The following is a 21,231-nucleotide window of genomic DNA, read 5'->3' on the forward strand; positions in this document are numbered from 1 at the left end:
TCTCCGTTCATCCTGAGTAGCCATTGAGCTTGTCGAAAGGGCGTATCGAAGGATAGCGGCAGGTGCTTCGATACGGGTCTTCGACTGCGCTCAGCCCCTACTCAGCACGAACGGTTTGCCTGCGTATTCATCCCTGCCCCAGCCGCGCCAGCACCGCCCCGTGCGGCGGCAACCCCGCGACCGCCGCCGCCGTCGCGCCACGCATCTGGCGCAGCGCCCCGGCCAGCCGTTCCTCGTCCAGCGCGTCGGCCACCGGATCGTGGCCGACCGGATCGATCCCCTGCCCCAGCAGCACCGCGACCCAGCTGGGCATGGCGAACAGTTCGTCCTCGTAGCGGAAGACGCGGCCCTTCTGTCGGAACAGGTCCAGCTTGCGCGTCAGGCTGTCGGGCACCGCCATCGTCCGGACATGGTTCCAGAACGGCGAATCGTCGCGCGCGGTCGCATGGTAGTGGAGGATGATGAAGTCGCGGATCGATCGGTAATTGTCCGCCATCTGCCGGTTATATTCGTCGCGCTCGACGGCAGAGAAGTCGCGGTCGGGGAACAGCGCGAACAGCTTCGAGATGCCCTGCTGGATCAGGTGGATGCTGGTCGATTCGAGCGGTTCGAGGAACCCGCCCGACAGACCGATGCCGACGACGTTGCCCGCCCACATGCGCGTCCGCTGTCCGGCGGTGAACGACAGGCGCCGGGGGGCGGCGGTCGGGGCGGCGTCGAGGCGCGAGAGCAGCAGTTTCTCGGCCGCGTCGTCGTCGAGGAACCTGCTGGAATACACCACGCCGTTGCCGGTGCGGTGCTGCAACGGGATGCGCCATTGCCAGCCCGCCATATGCGCGGTGGCGCGGGTATAGGGCAGCACCGGCTCGGTCCGTTCGGTCGGGACGGCGATCGCGCGGTCGCACGGCAGCCAGTGCGACCAGTCCTCGAACCCCACCCCCATCGCATCGCCCAGGAGCAGGCTGCGAAAGCCCGAACAGTCGATGAACAGGTCGCCTTCGACGCGGCGGCCATCGTCCAGCCGGACCGCGGCGACATGGCCGTTGTCGGCATGTTCGACCGCGACGATGCGCCCCTCGACCCGCGCGACGCCGTCGGCCTCGGCACGTTTGCGCAGGAACGCGGCATAGAGCGTGGCGTCGATGTGATAGGCATGGGCGATGCCCGACAGCGGCGAGCGCGGATCGCCGACCGGCGGGCCGAACGCCGCGACGCGGGCGGCGACGGTGCTGGGCGAATAGTCGGCGATCGGGCCGATCCCCGCCTGTCCCCGCAGCTTCAGCCAGAGCTGGTGGAAGTTCACCCCCTCGATATCGCGGCCGAAGCTGCCGAAGGGATGGAAATAGCCGCTGTCCGGCCGGTGCCAGCCGACGAACTCGATGCCCAGCTTGAAGCTGCCCTTCGTCTCGCGCAGGAACTCGGCCTCGTCGATGCCCAGCAGCTTGTTGAAGCTCAGGATCGACGGGATCGTCGCCTCGCCCACCCCGACGGTGCCGATCGCGTCGGATTCGACCAGCGTGATGCGGCGCTGCCCGTCGTCGAGGAAGCGGCCCGCGGCGGCGGCGGTCATCCAGCCGGCGGTGCCGCCGCCGACGATGACGACATGGGCGATACGGCGGTCGGTCATGCGGGATAATCCAGTGCGGCGATGCGGGTGGCGAGGTCGGTCAGCAGGCGGGCGGCGCGGTCGGGCGGGATCGACAGCGCGACCGGATCGGGGCGCTCCGGCCGCATCCCCTGCCCCAGCAGCACCGCGCTCCACGCATCGCGGTGGACCAGTTCCTCGTCGGCGGGGACGACCTGCCCGCGCCGCGCGAACCGGGCGAGCAGGCCGTCGAGCGATGCCGGGCGCGGCAGGTTGCGCAAGCCATGCCAGAACGGCCCCTGCGTCCGTCCGCCGCCATGATAATGCAGCGACAGGAAATCGCGCATCCGGTCGGCCTGCAACGCCATGCGGCGGTTGAGCTCGGCCTGCAACAACGGTTCGGAACCCTGCGCAGGCAGCAGTTCAAGCAGCAGCGCGAGTTGCCCCAGCGCCAGCGTGAAGCCCGCACGGCCGAGCGGCCCGGGCTGTACCGCCGCGTCGCCGATCGCCAGCACGCGCCCGTGGAACGGCGTCGCCCGGCGACCGGGGGTGATCGCCACCCCCTCGCGCCCGCCCGCCGTCACCGTCACGCCTGGCCAGTGCGCGGTCCAGCCCTGCGCCGTCGCGCGATAGGCATCGTACAGCGCCTCCCCGGCGGCGGGCGCGAAGGCGACCCGCCCGCACGGCAGCGCGCCCTGCCAGTCCTCCCAGTCCCCGTCACGCCGCCCGCTCGCATCGATCGTCAGGTCGGCGTCGGCGATCCCGTCGGCGGCGAAACGCACCCCGCCCTGGCGCGCGATCGACGCCAGCGCCTGGTTCAGCCGGGCGGGATCGAGGTGCAGCGCCGGTTCGACGCGCGGATCGACGATCCCCGCCACCGCCGCGACGCAGGCGGGATCGAGCGCGTGGAACGGCGGCACCCGCTCCCGCCCGTCGCGCGCGCGCAGCCACAGCGCGGGCAGCCGCCCCTCGGCCAGCGTCGCCACGGCATCGTCGCCGACCATCCACGGCGCGCCGTCGCGGCTCCAGTCGTCGAACCGGCTCGCCAGCCGTGGCCGCGCCACGCCCCGCGCCAGCAGCAGCTCGACCGGCATCCCGATCCGCGCCAGCACGGCATGGACCGACGGCAGCGCCAGCGGAAAGCGATCGGCCAGTGCATCCTCCGGCACGGCGGCCGGTACCACCGCCACGTCGGCGGCGGGCAGCGCCTGTTTCAGCGCGACCGCGTACACCAGCGCGACCGGCCCGCCGCCGATCACCGCGACCGATCGCAACCCCGCGCGCGAGTTCATGCCAGCCGCGCCAGCGCCACGTCGTGCAGCGGCATCGCCGCCACCCGGTCGCCGATCGCCCGTGCCAGCGACCCCAGCGCCCGGTCGAGCCCGCCGGCCTCGGGCAAGTCGGCGCGCGGGTCCCAGCCGTCCGGCACGATCCCCTGCCCCAGATAGACCGCGACCCAGCTGGGTTCGAGGAACAGGCCGTGGCCGTATTTCGCCACCTGCCCGCTGCCGCGCCACAGCGCCAGCTTGTCGGCCAGCGTGGCCGGAATCGTCATCGTCCGCACATGGTTCCAGAACGGCGAATCGTCGCGCGTCGTCGCGTGATAGTGCAGGATCAGGAAGTCGCGGATGCGGTCATATTCGGCATCGATCGCCGCGTTGAACCCGTCACGATCGACGTCGGCCACCCGTCGGTCGGGGAAATGTTCGACCAGCGCGGTGATCGCCGCCTGCACCAGATAGATGCTGGTCGATTCGAGCGGTTCGAGAAACCCCGACGCCAGCCCCACCGCGACGACGTTGCCCGCCCAGCTGCGCCGCCGCCGTCCGGCGCGGAACCGCAGGAAACGCGGCTCGGCGAGGGCTTCGCCGTCCAGCCCGGCCAGCAGCGCGGCGGCGGCCTCGTCGTCGGACACATGGCCGGCGGCATAGACATAGCCGTTGCCGACGCGGTGGCGCAGCGGGATGCGCCAGCGCCAGCCCGCGGGCATCGCCGTCGCCCGGGTGAACGGCTCGGTCGGCCCTGCCGGACTGGCGCACGGCACCGCCACCGCGCGATCGCACGGCAGCCAGTGCGACCAGTCCTCCCACGGTTCGGCCAGCGCGTCGCCCAGCAGCAGCGAGCGGAAACCCGAACAGTCGACGAACAGGTCGCCTTCGATCCGGCAACCGTCGTCCAGCGTCACGGCGCTCACGGTATCGCCGTCGCGCTCGACCGCGACGATCCGCCCCTCGACCCGCGTCACGCCCCGCGCTTCCGCCCAGTCGCGCAGGAACGGCGCGAAGCGGGTCGCGTCGAACTGATAGGCATAGCCGAACGACGTGGTCGGATCGTTCGGATCGCTGCCCGGCCGTTCGAACCGGCACTGTTCGGCGGCGGTCACGCCGGCGGAAAAAGCGCCGATCGGCGGCACCGTCCCGGCCCGCGCCCGCCGCAGCCAGTAATGGTGGAACGCCACCCCGCCCAGCGGCCGGCCATAGGTGCCGAAGGGATGGATGTACCGGTCGCCGATCGCCCCGAAGTCGCGGAATTCGATGCCGAGCTTGTAGGTCGCCTCGGTCGCGGCCATGAACGCCGTCTCGTCGATGCCCAACCGTTCGAGATAGGCGCGCAGGTGCGGCAGCGTCGCCTCGCCCACGCCGACGATGCCGATCGCCTCCGATTCGACCAGCGTCACGGTGCAGGCGGCGGGCAACAGCCCGGCAACGCCCGCGGCCGTCATCCAGCCCGCCGTACCGCCGCCGACCACGACCACGCGCACCGCTTCGCCTGCGTTCTCCCCCTGGCCCTTCATCCGCTCCCACCGCCTCTATCTGTCACCGCGACGCCACAGTGGACCAAGGATCGTCAATAGAAAAACCAAATTATAATATTTCCGTTGTGTTGCTCAAAACAGACAATTACCCGGATGGTAACCCGCGAATGCGAGGTTGTCAGTGAATCCCCGTTCGGGGATTTTGGGGAGGAAGCATGATGGTGGTACGCCATGGGCAATATGCCGTGGACGGTTTGAAGACGCGCAAGCGACTGGGTGCGACGGCGTCAATGCTGGCGCTGACGGTCGCGGTGCAGCTGGCAGCGACGGGCGCCATGGCGCAGACGACGGTTGCTCCGGCATCGCGCGACGACCAGTCCAAGCCGCAGACCGAAACCGGACCGCAGACCGACGGTTCGGTTCCCGCCGGTGCCGGCGCCGGCAAGCGCCCCGTGTCGGGCAGCATGTCGATCGAGAACCAGGTCGCTCCGGACCAGTCGAACGTCACGGCGGCGGACGTCCAGACCCCGGCAGCCGATTCGTCGGACGGTTCTGACATCGTTGTCACCGGTCTGCGTCAATCGCTGGCGAACGCGCAGTCGATCAAACGCAATGCTGACACCGTTGTCGACGCCATCACCGCCGAGGACATCGGCGCGCTTCCCGACCGTTCGGTCAACGAAGCGCTGCAGCGCGTGCCCGGCGTCGCGATCACGCGTTTCGCCGCCGCGACGGACACCGCGCACTTCTCGGTCGAGGGATCGGGCGTCACCATCCGCGGTCTGTCGTACGTTCGTGGCGAGTTCAACGGCCGCGACAGCTTCGGCGTCAGCGGCGGTCGCGAGATCGGTTTCAACGACGTGCCGACCGAACTGGTCGGTTCGGTCGAGGTGTACAAGAACCTGACCGCCGACATGATCGAAGGCGGCATTTCGGGTTCGGTGAACATCAACACCCGCAAGCCGTTCGATACCAAGGAAACGCTGATATACCTGTCGGCCAGTGTGAACTATGGCGACTATAACGGCCGCAGCGAACCGGCCGTGGTCGGCCTGTTCTCCAAGCAATGGGACCTGAACAACGGCGGCCGTTTCGGCATCATGGCCAGCGGCAGCTACAACCGCCAGCGCAGCCGGTCGGACTCGGTGTTCTATTCATCGTTCCTGCCGCGCTACAACGACGACACCAACCAGAACGGTCAGCAGGATGCCGGCGAAGGTCGCGTGCTGAACGCGGGTACGCCGTACCAGTCGACGCTGTGGGATCGCTATCCGGTGCCGTCGGGCCGCGACTTCGTCTACGTGCCGCTGGGCGCGGGCATGCGCATGCAGGAATTTGACCGCAAGCGCGTCGGCTATTCGGGCGCCGCGCAGTATGAGAACGCCTCGCGCAGCCTGCTGGTCACCGCGCAGTTCCTGCGCGCCGAATCGTCGCAGAGCTGGCTCGACCGTACCGTCGAACCCAACGTCTATTACGGCGATGCGAACCAGATCTTCCCGCAGGGCTACAACTCGTTCGCGCCGGTCGCCGGACAGAATTTCAGCCAGCCGACCTATAGCGACGACGGCCTGTTCACCAGCGGGACGCTGATCAAGCAGTTCGGTGGCCAGTACACCACCCTCGGCAACCGCTATTTCCAGACCGACGGGTTCACGCAGGACCAGTCGCTGAACGTCAAGTGGGACCCGACAGAACGGCTCCACCTGAACTTCGACGGGCAGTATGTCTATTCGAAGGCGCGCGATTCGGACGACGTGGTCGAACTGGCGACGTTCAGCGGCGTGCAGATCGACGGGCGCGGCAACGTGCCGCAGATCACGCTGGTCCCGCCGGGCAACCAGGCGGTCGGCCCGTATTTCGCCAGCCAGACCAACACCTTCATCCGCGACGCGATGAACAACCGCACGCACAGCGACGGCGACGAATGGGCGTTCCGCGCCGATGCGCAGTATGACGTGTCGGACGATTCGTTCCTGCGCAAGGTGCGCGTCGGTGGCCGCTACACCACCCGCGACCAGACGGTGAAGGCCAACGACTACAACAACTGGGGCGCGGTGTCGGACACCTGGACCTCGGGCCTCGCCACGGTCGATCGCTATCGCGACAGCATGACGCCGGTGAACTTCGCCGACTTCTATCGTGGCGAAGCGATCCAGCCGCCGGTGGTCTGGGGCATTCAGGACGGCATCCTGACCAACCACGACGCGCTGACCGCGCTGCTGCGCACCGCCACCCGCCAGGGCGGCGGCGGCTATACCCCGCTCGAGGATCGCGGCACCGACCTGGTCGATGGCTTCTTCCGTCCGAGCGAGGTCTATCGCATCACCGAAAAGACCTATTCGGGCTATGCCCGTCTGGACTTCGGCGTCGACGGCCTTGGCGGCGGCGAAGGCAATGTGTCGGGTAACATCGGCGTGCGCTTCGTCCACACCGAGGACCAGTCGTTCGGCGGCACCACCTTCCCGAACATCGCCAACACGCTGGGCGGTTTCCCGACCGTCGCGGCATTCTGCGCCAGCCCGAACACCAACAACACGGTTCGCCCGATCTGTACGGTGTCCCCGGCCCAGCAGGCGGCGATCGTCGCCTTCTCGAACAGCGGCAACGCGACCGGCGTCGCAACCCAGTCGTTCGACAAGTGGCTGCCCAGCCTGAACATCAAGTTCCAGCCGAATTCGCAGTTGCTGTTCCGCCTTGCGGCATCGAAGGCGATCTCGCGTCCGGGTTTCACCGACCTGCGCAACTTCGTCGGGCTGAACCCGTCGTCAGCGAACACGACCGGGATCTACGGCTTCAGCGCCAATTCGCGGAACCCGTTCCTCAAGCCGATCGATGCGAAGCAGGTCGATCTGACCGCCGAATGGTATTTCGCCAAGGTCGGCTCGCTGACCGCAGCGGTGTTCTACAAGCAGCTGTCGAACATCATCCTCGACAATTTCGGGTATAGCCGCAGCTTTACGAACAACGGCCAGACCTTTGCCGCGACGATCAACGGTCCGGTGAACGTGCCCGGCAATGCCGACATCAAGGGTGCGGAACTGTCGTACCAGCAGACCTACGACTTCCTGCCGGGCGCGCTGCGCGGCCTGGGGTCGCAGGCGACCTTCACCTACATCGAGGCGGGCAACATCCCGAACGCGGTGCCGGACAACCGGCCCGAGGACGGCAACCGTCCGCCGCTCGACGTGGCGGGGCTGTACGACAACCTGCCGTTGTCGCAGCTGTCGAAGTACAACTTCAACGTCTCGGCCTTCTACGATCTCGCCGGCGTCTATGCCCGCGTGGCGTACAGCTGGCGTTCGAAGTATCTGCTGACCAACCGCGACTGCTGCTTCCCGTTCCTGCCGGTCTATGCGCTGGCGGCCGGGCAGATGGACGCATCGCTGTTCTACACCGTCAATCCGCAGTTCAAGATCGGCTTGCAGGTCCAGAACCTGCTCGACGCGACGACGCGGACGACGTTCGTGCTTAACAGCGACGGCCAGGAAGCGCCGCGCTCGTACTTCAAGAGCGATCGCCAGTTCCAGCTGACGGCGCGCCTTACGCTCTGATCCCTGCGTTCGGGAAAACACCTTCAGGGGGTCGCAGCCATCCGGTTGCGGCCCCCGTTTTTCATCCGGCACCCTCGCCGGATAATTTCGAAATCAAATATCGCTATTGTCGTTGACAGCGGTGACGGCTCCCGCGCAATCTGATGCCGCAACCAACGAGGACGCCCGGCCGCGACCGGCGCGCAGGAAGAGGGCCTGATGACCAAGATCGCACGACGCACCTTTCTCGGCACGTCCGCCATGCTGGCGGGCTGCACCATGGCCGCACCCGTCGCGCGGACCTCCGGCGGCGGCGCGCCCGGCGGCTTCGTGCGGCGCGACGGGCAGCGGCTGATGGTCGGGAACGAGCCCTATCGCTTCGTCGGCGCCAACATCTGGTACGCCGCCTATCTCGGCGCCGATGCCGCCTATGGCGACCGCGCACGGCTGGCGCGCGAGCTCGACGCGCTGGCCGCGATGGGCGTCACCAACCTGCGCGTGCTGGCCTCTGCCGAGGAAGGACCGCTCAGGAACTCGATCAAGCCGGGGTTCCGGGGCCCTAGCACCGACTATAACCAGACGCTGCTCGCCGGGCTCGACTATGCGCTGGCCGAAATGGCGAAGCGCGGCATGCGCGCGGTGCTGTACCTGACCAATTTCTGGGAATGGTCGGGCGGCATGATGACGTATCTGTCGTACGTCAACGGCGGCAACTACCTGAACATGAACGATCCCGCCCATCCGTGGCCGGAATTCGCGAACTTCAACGCCCAATTCTACGGCAACGAACGGGCGATGGGGCTGTACCGCGACTGGATCCGCGCCGTCGTCGGCCGCACCAACGGCGTGACCGGCACGCGCTATGCCGACGATCCGACGATCATGGCGTGGCAGCTGTCGAACGAACCGCGCCCGTCGGGCGATGCGGCGCATGCCAACCTGCCGCAATTCTACGCCTGGGTCCGCAGCAGCGCGCAACTCATCAAGTCGCTGGCCCCGCGCCAGCTGGTATCGACCGGCAGCGAGGGGCTGAAGGGCGGGTTGGAGCGCGCCGACATCGTGCTGGCCGAACATGCCGTGCCCGAGATCGATTACCTGACGGTGCACATCTGGCCCAACAACTGGGAATGGGTGAAGCAGACCGACCTCGCCAACACCGCCGCACGCGGCGAGGCGCTGACCGACAAGTACATCGCCGACCACATCGCCTTGGCCAAGCAATTGGACAAGCCGATGGTGATCGAGGAATTCGGCTATCCGCGCGACGGCGGCAGCAACGATCCGGCGGTGGCGACGACCTACAAAGATCGCTTCTACGGCCGGATCTATACCGCGGCGCTCCGCAACATGACCGAGGGCGGGCCGATCGTCGGTACCAATTTCTGGGCATGGAACGGCGAGGCGCGGGCCGCCCATCCCGACTATCGGTTCAAGGACGGCGACCGGCAATATATGGGCGATCCGCCCCACGAGCCCCAGGGCTGGTACGGCATCTTCACCGGCGACACGACGATCCGACTGGTGGCGGACCACGCCGCCGCGATCGCCCGCCTGCCGAAGTAACCGGGTTCAGCGCGGGGTGCCCGCCAGCCCCGGCGCCACCGCCGCCTGCGGCAGATAGCGCGGCGCCACCCGCGCCTGCGCGCGCTGTTCATAGGCATAGCCCGCCGACAACACCCGGGCGTCGGCGTTCGCGGTGCCGATGAACGACAGCCCGACCGGCAACCCCTGCATCAGCCCCATCGGGACGGTCAGGTGCGGATAGCCCGCGACCGCCGGCAGCGTCGATGCTGACGGCCCGCCATATTGGTCGCCATAGACCGGATCGCTGAGCCACGCCGCGCCATAGGTCGGCGTGACCAGCAGCTCCGCCTTAGCCGTCGCCAGCATCGCATCGATCCCGTCGCGCCCCGCCAGCCGCAGCGAGGTCGCGCGCGCGGCACGATAGACGGGATCGTCCAGCCCCCTGGTCCGTACCGCCTGTTCGAACAGTTCCTGCGCGAAGAACGGCATTTCCGCCGCCGCGTTCCGGCGGTTGAAGGCGATGACCTGCGCCAGCGTCCGCGTCTTCACCGCCGGGGGCGTGGTCGCGAGATAGGCGTCGAGATCGGCCTTCAGCTCGGTCCTGAGCACGGTCAGCTCCGCCTCGCCCAGCCCGTCGAGCCCGGGCATCTTCACCTCGACCAGCGTCGCCCCGGCCGCGCGCAGCACCGCCAGCGCCGCGTCGAACCGCTCGGCGAGCATTGCGGGCATATCGTCCGGGCGGACGACGCCGATGCGCCTGCCCGCCAGCGCCGTCGCCGACAGGCCCGCGGCATAATCGCGCGGGACCGTGAGCGCGGTCGCCGCATCGGTCGGGTCCGGCACGGCCATCGCGGACAGCAGCAACGCGGCATCGCGGACCGATCGCGCCATCGGCCCCGGCGTGTCCTGGCTATGGCTGATCGGCACGATCCGGCTGCGGCTGATGAGGCCCAGCGTCGGCCTGAACCCGACCAGCCCGTTGATCGACGACGGGCATACCACCGATCCGTCGGTCTCGGTCCCGACCGCGACGGCGGCGAGGCTGGCGGCGATCGCCGCACCCGATCCCGACGACGATCCGCAGGCGGTGCGGTCGAGCGCATAGGGGTTGCGCACCAGCCCGCCGACCGCGCTCCACCCGCTCATCGACCGGGTCGATCGGATGTTCGCCCATTCGGACAGGTTGGTCTTGCCGAGGATCACCGCCCCCGCCCGGCGCAGCGCGGCGACCAGCGGCGCATCGCGGCCGGTGACATTGTCCCTGAGCGCGAGGCTGCCGGCCGTCGTCGCCATGCGGTCGGCGGTCTCGATATTGTCCTTGATGAGCACCGGGACGCCGTGCAGCGGCCCCCGCACCCGTCCGGCGCGGCGTTCGTCGTCCAGCGCCCTGGCCTGCGCCAGTGCATCGGGGTTGAGCGCGATGACGCTGCGCAGCGTCGGCCCCTGCCGATCCATCGCGGCGATCCGGGCGAGATAGGCGCGGGTGACGGCGACGCTGCTCGTCGCGCCGCTGCGCAGCGCTTCCTGCAACCGGTCGACCGACACTTCCTCGACCGCATCGCCGCGCGGTTGCGCCGCCACCGGCATCGCGATCGACAGCATCGCCGCCATGCCCAGAAGTCCGTGCCAGCGCATGTCCGTGTCCCCCGTGATCGTCGCGCCGAAGCTAGCGCACCCCGCGGACGGCGCAATGGCGGAAACGGACGCAACCCAACGCAAAAACCCCGCCGACCCAATGGGTTGGCGGGGTTCTAGATGGTGGGCGCGGCAAGGATTGAACTTGCGACCCCTGCGATGTCAACACAGTGCTCTACCACTGAGCTACGCGCCCGGCGCTGTCCTTCCGAAGAAGGGAGCGAAACCGGAGTGGCGCTGTTAGCGGCGACGATTTGCCCTGACAAGCCTTTAATTGCTGGTCGGGATTCTTTCTCCCTCGAACAGCCGGTCGACCTCCGCGACCAGCTCGCGCAGGTGGAACGGCTTCGACAGGATGCGCGCGTGCGGCACCTGCCGCCCGGCCTTCAGCGTCACCGCGGCGAAGCCGGTGATGAACATCACGCGCAGGTCGGGCACCATCTCGCCCGCGCGCTGCGCCAGTTCGATGCCGTCCATTTCGGGCATGACGATATCGGTCAGCAACAGGTCGAAACGCTCGGTCCGCAGCAGCGGGATCGCCGCCGTTCCCCGGTCCACCGCACTGACGAAATAGCCGGCCCGCTCCAGAGCGCGCGTGAGATACTCGCGCATCACCTGGTCGTCCTCGGCCAGCAAGATTCTGAACATCCGACTCCCTTCGATGCCAGCCCCTTCGATATGCCGATGGTGGTTAAGATTTTCCAGTCGCACGCTCGACAAGCGCGACAGGGCGTGATCCTTTGCGACCGATGGATGCCCCCCCGCCCCCGCCGTCGTTCCGGCGCATCGGCCCTGCCGTGCCGCGGTCCCCGCTGGTGGTGTCGGTGCCGCATGCCGGGCGCGACTATCCGGCGGCCATGCAGGAGTTGCTGACCGTCCCGCTCGCGCGGCTGACGGGTCTGGAGGATCGCTTCGTCGATGCGGTCGCGGGCGGCGCGCTGGGCGAGGAGGTCATGATCGTGGCGACGCGGGCGCGCGGCTGGATCGACCTCAACCGGTCGCCGGTGCGCGACCGCGATCCGCAGGTCGATGCCGGGGTCGAACCGCGTGCCTTTGCCGGCACCGCGTCGGACAAGGTGCGCAGCGGCATCGGGCTGATCCCCCGCCGGGCGGGCGGCGCCGACAATATGTGGCGGCGCAAGCTGACCGCCGCCGAGGTCGCCGAACGGATCGCGCGCGACCACGCACCCTACCACGCCGCCCTTGCTGCCGCCCTCGAAGCCGCACATGCCCGGTTCGGTACCGCGCTGCTGGTCGACCTGCATTCGATGCCACCGCTGCCCGGTGCCACGCCCGCGCGGATCGTGCTGGGCGATCGCTACGGCCACAGCTGTGCGGCGCGCTTCACCGATCTGGCGGCGCGGGTGCTGCGCGCCAGCGGCGTGACGCTGGCGGTCAATCATCCCTATGCCGGCGGCCATATCCTGAACAGCCATGCCCGGCCCCGCGCGGGCATGCACGCCCTGCAGGTCGAGATCGATCGCACCCTGTATCTCGACGACGCGCTCGACCGGCCCGGACCCGGGCTGGCGGCGACGGTCCGGATGGTCCGCGACCTGCTCGACGCGCTGAACGATGCCGTGATCGGTGACACGCGCCGCATCGCAGCGGAATAGAGCGGTTTTCGACCGGATCGAGCCGTCGTCACGGCGGCGATTTCGGTTGGGGCCGAGGCGCGGGGAGCGGAGCGATGCCAAGGCATCGCGACCGAAGGGCAACACGGCCCCGGATCGAAAGCGCCCCGCCGCGCCGGCGGTCGCCCGCAGGGCGATGACGAAGGTTCAACCCCGTCGAAAACCGCTCCCGGCCCCAGAAAAAAGCCACCCCGTGCGGATCGCACGGAGTGGCCAAGGTTCAGGGAGGAGGCGCGTGAAACGCGCCACACGGTCCAACGAAAGGGGGGACATCGAACCGTGTAACCATGATTTAGGGTGGGGGTCGAAGCCGTTCAAGACCCATTTTTGCAATTGACCGTGACTTTGTCGCAACGGCGTATCAGCGCGTCGTCCGGCGGCCCGGCACCATGCGCAACAGCACCCCGTCGCGCAGCAGGAAATGATGCCGCAGCGCGGCGGCGACGTGCAGCGCGACCAGTCCCGCCATCGCGAACCCGACCACTTCGTGCGCCTCGTGCCCCAGGTCCGCCACCGCGGGCGGGATCGGCAGATAGGGGATCGGGAACAGCCCGAACCATTCGAGCGGACGGCGCGTGGCGCCCGATACCATCGCCCAGCCGCTGAGCGGCACGATCAGCAACAGCGCGTAGAACAGCAGATGCGTCGCCGTGGCGACCATGCGTTCCCATGCGGGAATCCCGGCCGGCAGCAGCGGCGGCGCATGACCGATCCGCCAGCCGATCCGGCCCAGCGTCAGGACGAGGACGGTGATGCCGATCGCCTTGTGCGCCGCCATCGACCCGCCAACCAGGCCGATCCACAGATTGACCAGCACGAACGCCGCGATCGTCCAGTGGAACAGGATCGCACCGCGCGAATAACGCTGGGTGTGGACCGGCCGGGCGGCGGTCATGTCAGAAGGTCGGGACCGCGACGGGCTGCGGCTGGACCTTGCCCTGCTGCATCTGCCGCGCGAACACGTCGCGCATCAGCGACAGCGAGAACAGGTGCGCGAAGATCAGCGGCAGCATGCCCGACTGCTGCATCTTGCGCAGCTGGTCGCCGCGGAGCTCGTTCAGCTTCTCCTCGGACACCATCTGGAACCCGCGATAGACGAACGGCTGGTCGTTGCCTTCCTGCTGGATGGCGACTTCGCCGTCCATCAGCAGGCCCAGGTCCTTGATCTCCTTCATGAACATGCCGGTGCGCTGCCCGGCCTGCTCGAACTGCTCGTTGAAGGCGAGAATCTGCTTGGTCACTTCGCTCGGCTGGTCGCCGTCGAACAGCGCTTCGCCGTCTTCGAAAGGGCCGATGACCTCCGACGTCGGGTCGAAGCACAGCGACAGATCCTCCGAATCGGGGCGCAGCCGGGCGAGGAGATACGGATAGCGACGGATATAGGCCGGGATGTAGAGTTCCGGATCGATCAGCCGGCCGTCGTCGTCGAGGAAGGTGTTGGCACCTTCGTTCAGCCCCATCAGTGCCAGCGGCACGGGATCGTCGCCGACCGAGAACACGATCGGCATGCGCCGCTGCACCAGCGGGAATTCCTCGACGGTGACGGGGATCGCATGCTGCCCGGTCAGGAACGGCGCACGATCGGTCGCGCGGACCTTCCAGTTCGCATGCGTCTGGCTCGAAAGCGGTTCGAGCTGGTTGTAGAACAGCGGAAGCGATTGATTTTGCGGCGCGCTGGCCATTTCAGGGTCTCCAGATACTCATTTCGGCCCGGCCAAACCTTGCCGGACGGCCGCCCCCCCGGGCGAACCTCGAGCGATGTCTATGGATTGGCGCTGCGGGGTGCAAGCGATACGAGCTTGCCCGGGTTGAACAGTCCCAGCGGGTCGAGCCCCGCCTTCACCCCGCGCAGCGCCGCCAGCCGGGCGGGCGGGCCCAGCCGTTCGAGCTCGCCCAGCTTCATCTGGCCAATGCCGTGTTCTGCGGAGATCGATCCGCCCGCCGCCGCCACGGCATCATGGACGAAGCGGGTGATGCCCGGCGCCTCCTGCGCATACCAGCGCGCCGGGTCGGCACCGGCCGGTGCGCGGACATGGAAATGGACGTTGCCGTCGCCCAGATGGCCGAAGGCCGTGGCATGGGTGCCGGGGAACTGCGCCTCGGCCGCCGCCGCCGCCTGCGTCATGAAGCGCGGCATCGCATCCACCGGCACCGAAATGTCGTGCTGCACCGCCGGCCCGGTCGACTTCTCCGCCGCCGACAGCGTGTCGCGCAGCCGCCAGAACGCCTCGGCCTGCGCCTCGCTCGCCGCCAGTACGGCGTCGGCGATCCGGCCCGCCGCGACGCCCTCGCCCAGCAACTCCTCCAGCAGTGTTGCCGGCGGGGATTCGCCGGGTGCCGCCACCGCCTCGATCAGCAGATGCCACGGATGGTCGCCCGACAGCGGCGTGCGGGCACCGGGCCGATGCGCCACCGCCAGCGCCAGCGTGTCGGCGGGGATGATCTCGAAACTCTCGATCCGGTCGGTCGCCGCCTGCATCGCGCGCAGCAGGTCGAGGCCCGCCTGCGGATCGGCGATGCCCGCCCATGCCACCGCACGCTCGGCGATGGCGGGCACCAGCCTGAGCGTCGCGGCGGTAACGATGCCCAGCGTCCCCTCCGCCCCCACCAGCAGCTGCGTCAGGTCGTAGCCGCGATTGTCCTTGGGCAGGACGTTCAGCCCGTCATGCACCGACCCGTCGGGCAGCACCGCCTCGATCCCCAGCACCAGCCGCCGCATATTGCCCCAGCGCAGCACCTGCGTGCCGCCCGCGTTGGTCGACACCAGCCCGCCGATCGTCGCGCTGCCCCGCGCGCCCAGCGTCAGCGGGAAGCGCTGCCCGTGCTGCGCCGCCGCCTCGTGCAAATGCTGCAGGATGACGCCGGCCCCGGCCACCGCCTGCCCCCCGTCCAGCCGGCGGATGCGGTCCATCCGCCGCAGCGACAGCAGCACCGCCGATCCGTCCGCAGGTGGCGTCGCGCCGCCGACCATCGACGTGTTGCCCCCCTGCGGCACGATCGCCACGCCATGCCGCGCCGCCAGCATCACCAGCGCCGCGACCTGCGCGGTGTCGGCCGGCTCGAACAGCGCCGCGCTGGCCCCGTGATAGCGCCCGCGCCAGTCGGTCAGCCACGGCGCGATCCGGTCGGCATCGGTGGTGGCGATCCGGTCGCCCCATGCCCGGCGGGCATCGGCGACCATGGCGGCGACGGGGGGCAACATCATCCTTTGCGGTTAGCATCCCGCAACCCCTTGCCGCCAGTTCATCTGCGGTTAAATTCGGGCGAAGGATGATGACTGCGTGACCGCCTTGCCGCTTTCCGCAACGACCATGGTGTTGCTCCTGCTCGCGCTGCCGGGCGCGGCGCAGCGGCGCGTGGCGGACTCCCCGGCGCCCGTCACCACCGTACGCACCGAAGTCCGCGTCCAGCGCGTCATCATCCGCGTCCCCCGCGCGCCGTTCGCGCCCGTATCCTACAGCGCGCCGCGCGCGCTGCCGCCGATCCAGTGGGTCGAGAAGCGCACCGACCGCTGCCTGCCGGTACAGAGCCTTGCGGCGGTCAGCATCAGCCGCTCCGACAGCGTGGACCTGTTGCTCAACACCGGCGGGCGGGTGCGCGCGCGGCTGGCCGACGACTGCGCCGCGCTCGATTTCTATGGCGGCCTCTACATCAAGCCGAGCAGCGACGGGCGGATGTGCGCCTCGCGCGACGTGATCCGCTCGCGCTCGGGCGGGCAGTGCCGCATCGCCACGTTCCGGGCGCTCGTCCCCGCGCGGTAGTTCGCTCCGCTTGCGCGGATGCGGTGCCGGCCCGCTCCCCCACGAAACCTTGACTTTTCGACGGTTTTTCGCAAGGGCCCATCCGATGTACCGGAGCGCGGACCTGTTGCGTTCCCCAGCCATGGAATCGCAATGACCTTTGCCGATCTCGGCCTGTCCGACGAACTGCTGCGTTCCGTTACCGATTCGGGCTATACCGAACCGACCCCGATCCAGGCCGCGGCGATCCCGTCGGTCCTGATGATGCGCGATCTGGTCGCCATCGCGCAGACCGGCACCGGCAAGACCGCGTCGTTCGTGCTGCCGATGATCGACATCCTGGCACAGGGGCGCAGCCGCGCGCGGATGCCGCGTTCGCTGATCCTCGAACCGACGCGCGAACTCGCCGCGCAGGTCGCCGAGAATTTCGAGAAGTACGGCGCCAACCACAAGCTGTCGATGGCGCTGCTGATCGGCGGCGTGTCGATGGGCGACCAGCTGGCGGCGCTGGAAAAGGGCGTCGACGTGCTGATCGCGACGCCGGGTCGCCTGATGGACCTGTTCACCCGTGGCAAGATCCTGCTGACCGGCTGTTCGATGCTGGTCATCGACGAGGCCGACCGGATGCTCGACATGGGGTTCATTCCCGATATCGAGGAAATCTGCACCAAGCTGCCCAAGCAGCGCCAGACGCTGCTGTTTTCGGCCACCATGCCGCCGCCGATCAAGAAGCTGGCCGACAAGTTCCTCGACAATCCCAGGACGATCGAGGTGTCGCGCCCGGCATCGACCAACCTGAACATCACCCAGCATGTCGTGCCGGTATCCGCTGCGAAGAAGCGCGACGTGCTGCGCCAGCTGCTGGCGACCGAAGAGGTCCGCAACGCGATCATCTTCTGCAACCGCAAGACGACGGTGCGCGAACTGAACAAGGTGCTGCAGCGCGCCCGCTTCCGCTCGGCCGAAATCCATGGCGACATGGACCAGTCGGCACGCATCGCCGAACTCGAACGCTTCAAGTCGGGCGACGTGTCGATCCTCGTCGCCTCCGACGTCGCCGCGCGCGGGCTGGACGTGAAGGGGGTCAGCCACGTCTTCAACTTCGATGCGCCGTGGCACCCGGACGATTATGTCCACCGCATCGGCCGCACCGGGCGCGGCGGGGCCACCGGCATCGCCTATACGCTGGTGACTCCCGACGATGCCGAGAACATCGCCAATATCGAGAAGCTGACCGGGCAGACGATCCCGGTGCTCGACCTCGGCAATGCCCCCGCCGACCCCGCGCCCGACGCCGAAGCGGTCATGGAAGCACCGCGTCGCGGCCGCCGCCGTCCCGCCGCCGCCGCCGCCGCCGAAGCCGAAGCCGAAGCCGCCGCTCCGGTTGAGCGCGAACGTGCGCCGCGCGCCGAGCGCGAAGAACGCACGCCGCGCGCCGGGCGTGAGGATCGCCGCCCCCGCCGCGAGGAACGCGACGAACGCCGCGACGAGCGCCCGGCCCGCTACGTGCAGCAGGACGCGGTCGAGGACGGTGCGTGGAACGGCCCCTTCCCCGCCTTTCTGAACGTCCGCATCCCGCTCTGACCCGGTGAGCGACGACCCGTTCGAAGCGGTTGCGAAGGTGGCGATCGAGAGCCCGTGCGTGCTGGTCTGTTCGATCGACACCGACACCGACTGGTGCCTCGGCTGCGGGCGCACGCGCGACGAGATCGCGCGCTGGACGTCGATCGATCCGGACGCCCGCCGCGCGGTTATGGCACTGCTTCCCGAACGCATGGCCGTTCTGGAGCAATAGCTTAGCGGACCCGTGGGGCTGCCCGTGCGTTGAGCGCGCGATCGGTAACCCCCGGAGATTCGTCATGGCCGTCACGCTCAAGCCGCTATCCGAACAGACTATCGTCATTACCGGAGCCTCGTCGGGCATCGGTCTGGCCGCCGCGCGCCGCGCGGCCCGTGCCGGCGCCCGCGTCCTGCTGGTCGCCCGTAACGAAGACGCGCTGCGCGAAGCGGTCGAGACGATCCGGTTGCGCGGCGGCAAGGCCGATCACCTCGCGATCGACGTCACCGCCGCCGACGCGCCCGAACGGATCGGGGCGAAGGCGCGCGAGGCGTTCGGCGGGTTCGATACCTGGGTCAACGACGCCGCCGTGGCGCTCTATGCCCGGCTGAGCGAAACCAGCCTCGACGAACAGCGCCGCGTGTTCGATGTCGGCTATTTCGCGCTGGTCGCCGCCTCGCTGTATGCGGCGCGCGAACTGACCGCACGGGGCGGCGGGGCGATCGTCAACATCGGCTCGATCCTGTCCGACCGTTCGGTGCCGGTGCAGGGCGCGTACAGCGCCATGAAGCATGCGGTGCAGGGCTTTACCGAAGCCTTCCGCATGGAACTGGAGGCGGAGGGACGCCCCGTCTCGGTCACGCTGGTCAAGCCGGCCGCGATCGACACGCCATATCCCGAACACGCCCGCAACCGCATGGACCAGCCCGCCCGCGTGCCCCCGGTGGTCTATGACCCCGATCTGGTCGCCAAGGCGATCTGCTTCGCCGCCGAACATCCAAAGCGCGACCTGACCGTCGGCGGCACCGGCATGGCGATGACGAAGATGAGCAACCTGCTGCCGCGCGGGGCCGACCGGTTCATGGAGATGTTCTTCAAGGAAGAGGCGCAGACGACGACCACGCCGGCCGCGCCGGGGACGAAGGACAATCTGTTCGAGCCGCGCGCCGACGGCCGGGCGCGGTCGAACCAGGACCATTATGTCCGCAAGCAGAGCCTCGCGCTGGAGGCGCAGATGCGGCCATGGACCACCGCCGCGCTACTCGGCGGGATCGGCGTCGCCGCGGGCATGCTGCTGTCGCTGCGCGGATCGACGCCGCGCCGCAAGCCCGAACCGCCCCGATTGCTGCCGCCACCCGGGGCGCATCAGGCCGACGGCACCGATGCCACCGCGTCGCTGGCGGCGGGGATCGCCGATGCCGGGACGATCCCGGGCGAGCGCGACCGCTTCTCGGAGCGCCCTGCCGACGCCCCCGTCGCGCCGAACGCCGCCGGGATCAAGGTCGCGACGCCATCATAAGCTGACCGCCTTCGCCGTCACCCCGGGCTTGGCGAGACCTCTGCGAACGTCTCGAACAGGGCCAACGCCTCGCCGTACCCCGGCGAAGGCCGGGGTCCAGTTGGAAAGGCTGTTCCGTATCTTGCCAATGCCCCCCAACTAGGACCGATCGACATTCAGGCCGTACCCCCGCAGAGGCGGGGGCCAGAGTAACGGCAGGACGACATTCGGGGGTCTGGACCCTGCCTGCGCGGGGGTACGGGAACCAGAAAGGCTCCTGATCCTGCTGGATGGCGCTCCAACTCGCTGAATGTCGATCGGTCCTGGAGTTTGATGACATCAGGTAGAACCGTTTGTGCTGAGTAGGGACTGAGCTTGTCGAAGGCCCGTATCGAAGCATCACCACAGTCCTTCGATACGCCGCTTCGACAAGCTCAGCGACTACTCAGGACGAACGGTTCCGTTCAGGGCCATCAGGCTATAGGCCCCGGCCTTCGCCGGGGTACGGATTGGGGGCCTTTGCAGAGGTCTCGCTTAACCCGGGGTGACGATAGCGTCGCGGTGCCGTGCCGACCCGGCCGCCCCCCCCCTTGCCTTTCGCGTCCCGAGCGTCGAAGCCGCAGGCGGGGAGCAGCGCGATGGCCATCTACCAGTTCGACCGGTTCATGCTCGATCCGCAGGATCGGACGCTGTGCGCCGACGGCACCCCGCTCGACCTCAACGCCCGGTATCTCGACGCGCTGATCCTGCTCGTCGAACAGGCGGGACGGCTGGTGACGAAGGACCGGTTCATGGACGCGGTGTGGCAGGGGATCCCGGTCACCGACGAGGCGCTGACCCAGTGCATCCGCACGTTGCGCCGGACGCTGGGCGACAGCGCCAGCGCGCCGCGCTTCATCGAAACCGTGCCGCGCCATGGCTATCGCTTCGTCGCGGCGGTGGACGCCAGTGCGCCGGTCGCAGCGGCGGCACCTTTCCCGTCGGCGCCATCGCCCCGCTTCGCCCGTACCGCGCTCGCCGCGATAGCCGGTGGCGCGCTGGCCGGACTGATGGGCGGACTCGCCTACGGCTTTACCGGGGCGACCCGGCCGCTGCTGCCCGGCACCGGGGCCAGCGCGGTGATGCTGGTGCTGCTGTGCGTGACGCTGGTCATGGCGACGACCGGCGCGGCCGGGGTCGGTCTGGGTCTTGCCGTGGCGGAGCGATGGGGCCGACGCCCGGTCGCCCTGATCGCGGGCGGGGCGATTGGCGGGCTGGTCGTCGGCGCGGTCGTGAAGCTGCTGGGCGGCGACCTGTTCACGCTGTTGTTCGGGCAGGCGCCCGGCGACATTACCGGCGCGGCCGAGGGACTGGCGCTGGGCGGCGCGACCGGCCTTGCCCTGCTCGCCGCGCGCGCGATCCGCGACGATGGGCGCGGCATCGCGGCAGCGGCGGCGATCGGCGGCGCGACCGGCGGGCTGATCGTGCTGGCGGGCGGGCGACTGCTCGGCGGCAGCCTCGCGCTGCTCGCCACCGCCTTTCCCGCGTCGCGGCTGCGGCTCGACGGGCTGGGACGGTTCTTCGGCGAAAGCGGCTTCGGGCCGGTCACCCAGACCGCCACCGCCGCTGCCGAAGCCGCGCTGTTCGCAGCGTGCATCGTCGCGGCCGTCCGCTTCGCGGAGCGGCGCTGGCGGGATCAGGATGGCGGCATCTGAACGAAGCCGTCGCCCCGGCGGAGGCCAGGGCCTCGAGCGGCGCTTGGCGCGCGCCATCAGAGTTTGATCCACCCCTAT

The 21,231-nt window shown here is 69.0% G+C and carries 16 protein-coding genes and 1 tRNA gene; 8 read left to right on the forward strand and 9 right to left on the reverse strand.

Annotated elements, in window-relative coordinates:
* Positions 1-127: 127 nt before the first annotated feature.
* From QLH51_RS09295 to QLH51_RS09305, 3 genes are read right to left on the reverse strand one after another with little or no spacing between them, the layout of a single operon-like run.
* A complete protein-coding gene (locus QLH51_RS09295; protein WP_125658037.1) occupies positions 128-1,627 on the reverse strand; it encodes a tryptophan halogenase family protein in 1,500 nt (499 codons plus the stop codon).
* On the reverse strand, positions 1,624-2,877 hold the full coding sequence (locus QLH51_RS09300) for a tryptophan 7-halogenase (protein ID WP_125658040.1): 1,254 nt from the start codon (positions 2,875-2,877) through the stop codon (positions 1,624-1,626). Before QLH51_RS09300 ends, QLH51_RS09295 begins: the two co-directional genes overlap by 4 nt.
* A complete protein-coding gene (locus QLH51_RS09305; protein ID WP_125658043.1) occupies positions 2,874-4,379 on the reverse strand; it encodes a tryptophan halogenase family protein in 1,506 nt (501 codons plus the stop codon). Before QLH51_RS09305 ends, QLH51_RS09300 begins: the two co-directional genes overlap by 4 nt.
* A gap of 176 nt (positions 4,380-4,555) precedes the next feature.
* Here QLH51_RS09305 and QLH51_RS09310 point away from each other — a divergent pair, with 176 nt between their 5' ends.
* On the forward strand, positions 4,556-7,891 hold the full coding sequence (locus tag QLH51_RS09310) for a TonB-dependent receptor (protein WP_125658046.1): 3,336 nt from the start codon (positions 4,556-4,558) through the stop codon (positions 7,889-7,891).
* Positions 7,892-8,089: 198 nt separating this feature from the next.
* Complete coding sequence (locus QLH51_RS09315) at positions 8,090-9,433, forward strand: glycoside hydrolase 5 family protein (protein WP_125658049.1); 1,344 nt, start codon at positions 8,090-8,092, stop codon at positions 9,431-9,433.
* A gap of 6 nt (positions 9,434-9,439) precedes the next feature.
* Here the strand turns inward: QLH51_RS09315 and QLH51_RS09320 are convergent, their stop codons facing one another.
* The 3 genes from QLH51_RS09320 to cpdR all read right to left on the reverse strand — a co-directional run bounded on the left by QLH51_RS09320 (position 9,440) and on the right by cpdR (position 11,677).
* Positions 9,440-11,029, reverse strand: coding sequence for an amidase (locus tag QLH51_RS09320; protein ID WP_125658052.1), 1,590 nt, complete (start codon positions 11,027-11,029; stop codon positions 9,440-9,442).
* A 121-nt stretch (positions 11,030-11,150) separates the two neighbouring features.
* A tRNA-Val gene (locus QLH51_RS09325) sits at positions 11,151-11,225 on the reverse strand.
* A 74-nt stretch (positions 11,226-11,299) separates the two neighbouring features.
* On the reverse strand, positions 11,300-11,677 hold the full coding sequence (cpdR, locus tag QLH51_RS09330; protein ID WP_125658054.1) for a cell cycle two-component system response regulator CpdR: 378 nt from the start codon (positions 11,675-11,677) through the stop codon (positions 11,300-11,302).
* 149 nt (positions 11,678-11,826) lie between these two features.
* On the opposite strand from cpdR, the gene QLH51_RS09335 reads away from it, so the two are divergent.
* Positions 11,827-12,645 (forward strand): N-formylglutamate amidohydrolase, encoded by an 819-nt coding sequence (locus QLH51_RS09335; RefSeq protein WP_206429036.1) that lies wholly within the window; start codon positions 11,827-11,829, stop codon positions 12,643-12,645.
* A gap of 379 nt (positions 12,646-13,024) precedes the next feature.
* Here QLH51_RS09335 and QLH51_RS09340 read toward each other — a convergent pair whose 3' ends face one another.
* From QLH51_RS09340 to QLH51_RS09350, 3 genes are all read right to left on the reverse strand, one after another.
* Positions 13,025-13,558 carry a cytochrome b gene (locus tag QLH51_RS09340; protein WP_125658060.1) on the reverse strand — a complete coding sequence of 178 codons (534 nt, stop codon included), beginning with the start codon at positions 13,556-13,558 and terminating at the stop codon, positions 13,025-13,027.
* 1 nt (position 13,559) lies between these two features.
* Positions 13,560-14,345: a SapC family protein gene (locus QLH51_RS09345; protein WP_125658063.1), complete on the reverse strand. Its 786-nt coding sequence runs from the start codon at positions 14,343-14,345 to the stop codon at positions 13,560-13,562.
* Positions 14,346-14,425: 80 nt separating this feature from the next.
* Positions 14,426-15,868 carry an FAD-binding oxidoreductase gene (locus QLH51_RS09350; RefSeq protein ID WP_206429037.1) on the reverse strand — a complete coding sequence of 481 codons (1,443 nt, stop codon included), beginning with the start codon at positions 15,866-15,868 and terminating at the stop codon, positions 14,426-14,428.
* 76 nt (positions 15,869-15,944) lie between these two features.
* Between QLH51_RS09350 and QLH51_RS09355 the strand changes: the two genes are divergently transcribed.
* From QLH51_RS09355 to QLH51_RS09375, 5 genes are all read left to right on the forward strand, one after another.
* On the forward strand, positions 15,945-16,424 hold the full coding sequence (locus QLH51_RS09355) for a hypothetical protein (protein ID WP_125658066.1): 480 nt from the start codon (positions 15,945-15,947) through the stop codon (positions 16,422-16,424).
* Positions 16,425-16,556: 132 nt separating this feature from the next.
* Positions 16,557-17,987 carry a DEAD/DEAH box helicase gene (locus QLH51_RS09360; protein WP_125658069.1) on the forward strand — a complete coding sequence of 477 codons (1,431 nt, stop codon included), beginning with the start codon at positions 16,557-16,559 and terminating at the stop codon, positions 17,985-17,987.
* A 4-nt stretch (positions 17,988-17,991) separates the two neighbouring features.
* Complete coding sequence (locus tag QLH51_RS09365; RefSeq protein ID WP_125658072.1) at positions 17,992-18,198, forward strand: DUF1289 domain-containing protein; 207 nt, start codon at positions 17,992-17,994, stop codon at positions 18,196-18,198.
* Positions 18,199-18,262: 64 nt separating this feature from the next.
* Positions 18,263-19,480, forward strand: coding sequence for an SDR family oxidoreductase (locus QLH51_RS09370; protein ID WP_125658075.1), 1,218 nt, complete (start codon positions 18,263-18,265; stop codon positions 19,478-19,480).
* Positions 19,481-20,097: 617 nt separating this feature from the next.
* On the forward strand, positions 20,098-21,153 hold the full coding sequence (locus QLH51_RS09375; RefSeq protein WP_125658078.1) for a winged helix-turn-helix domain-containing protein: 1,056 nt from the start codon (positions 20,098-20,100) through the stop codon (positions 21,151-21,153).
* The last annotated feature ends 78 nt before the right edge of the window (positions 21,154-21,231 follow it).

It is taken from the genome of Sphingomonas sp. 2R-10, from assembly GCF_030062225.1.
In the GTDB taxonomy this organism is placed as follows: domain Bacteria; phylum Pseudomonadota; class Alphaproteobacteria; order Sphingomonadales; family Sphingomonadaceae; genus Sphingomonas.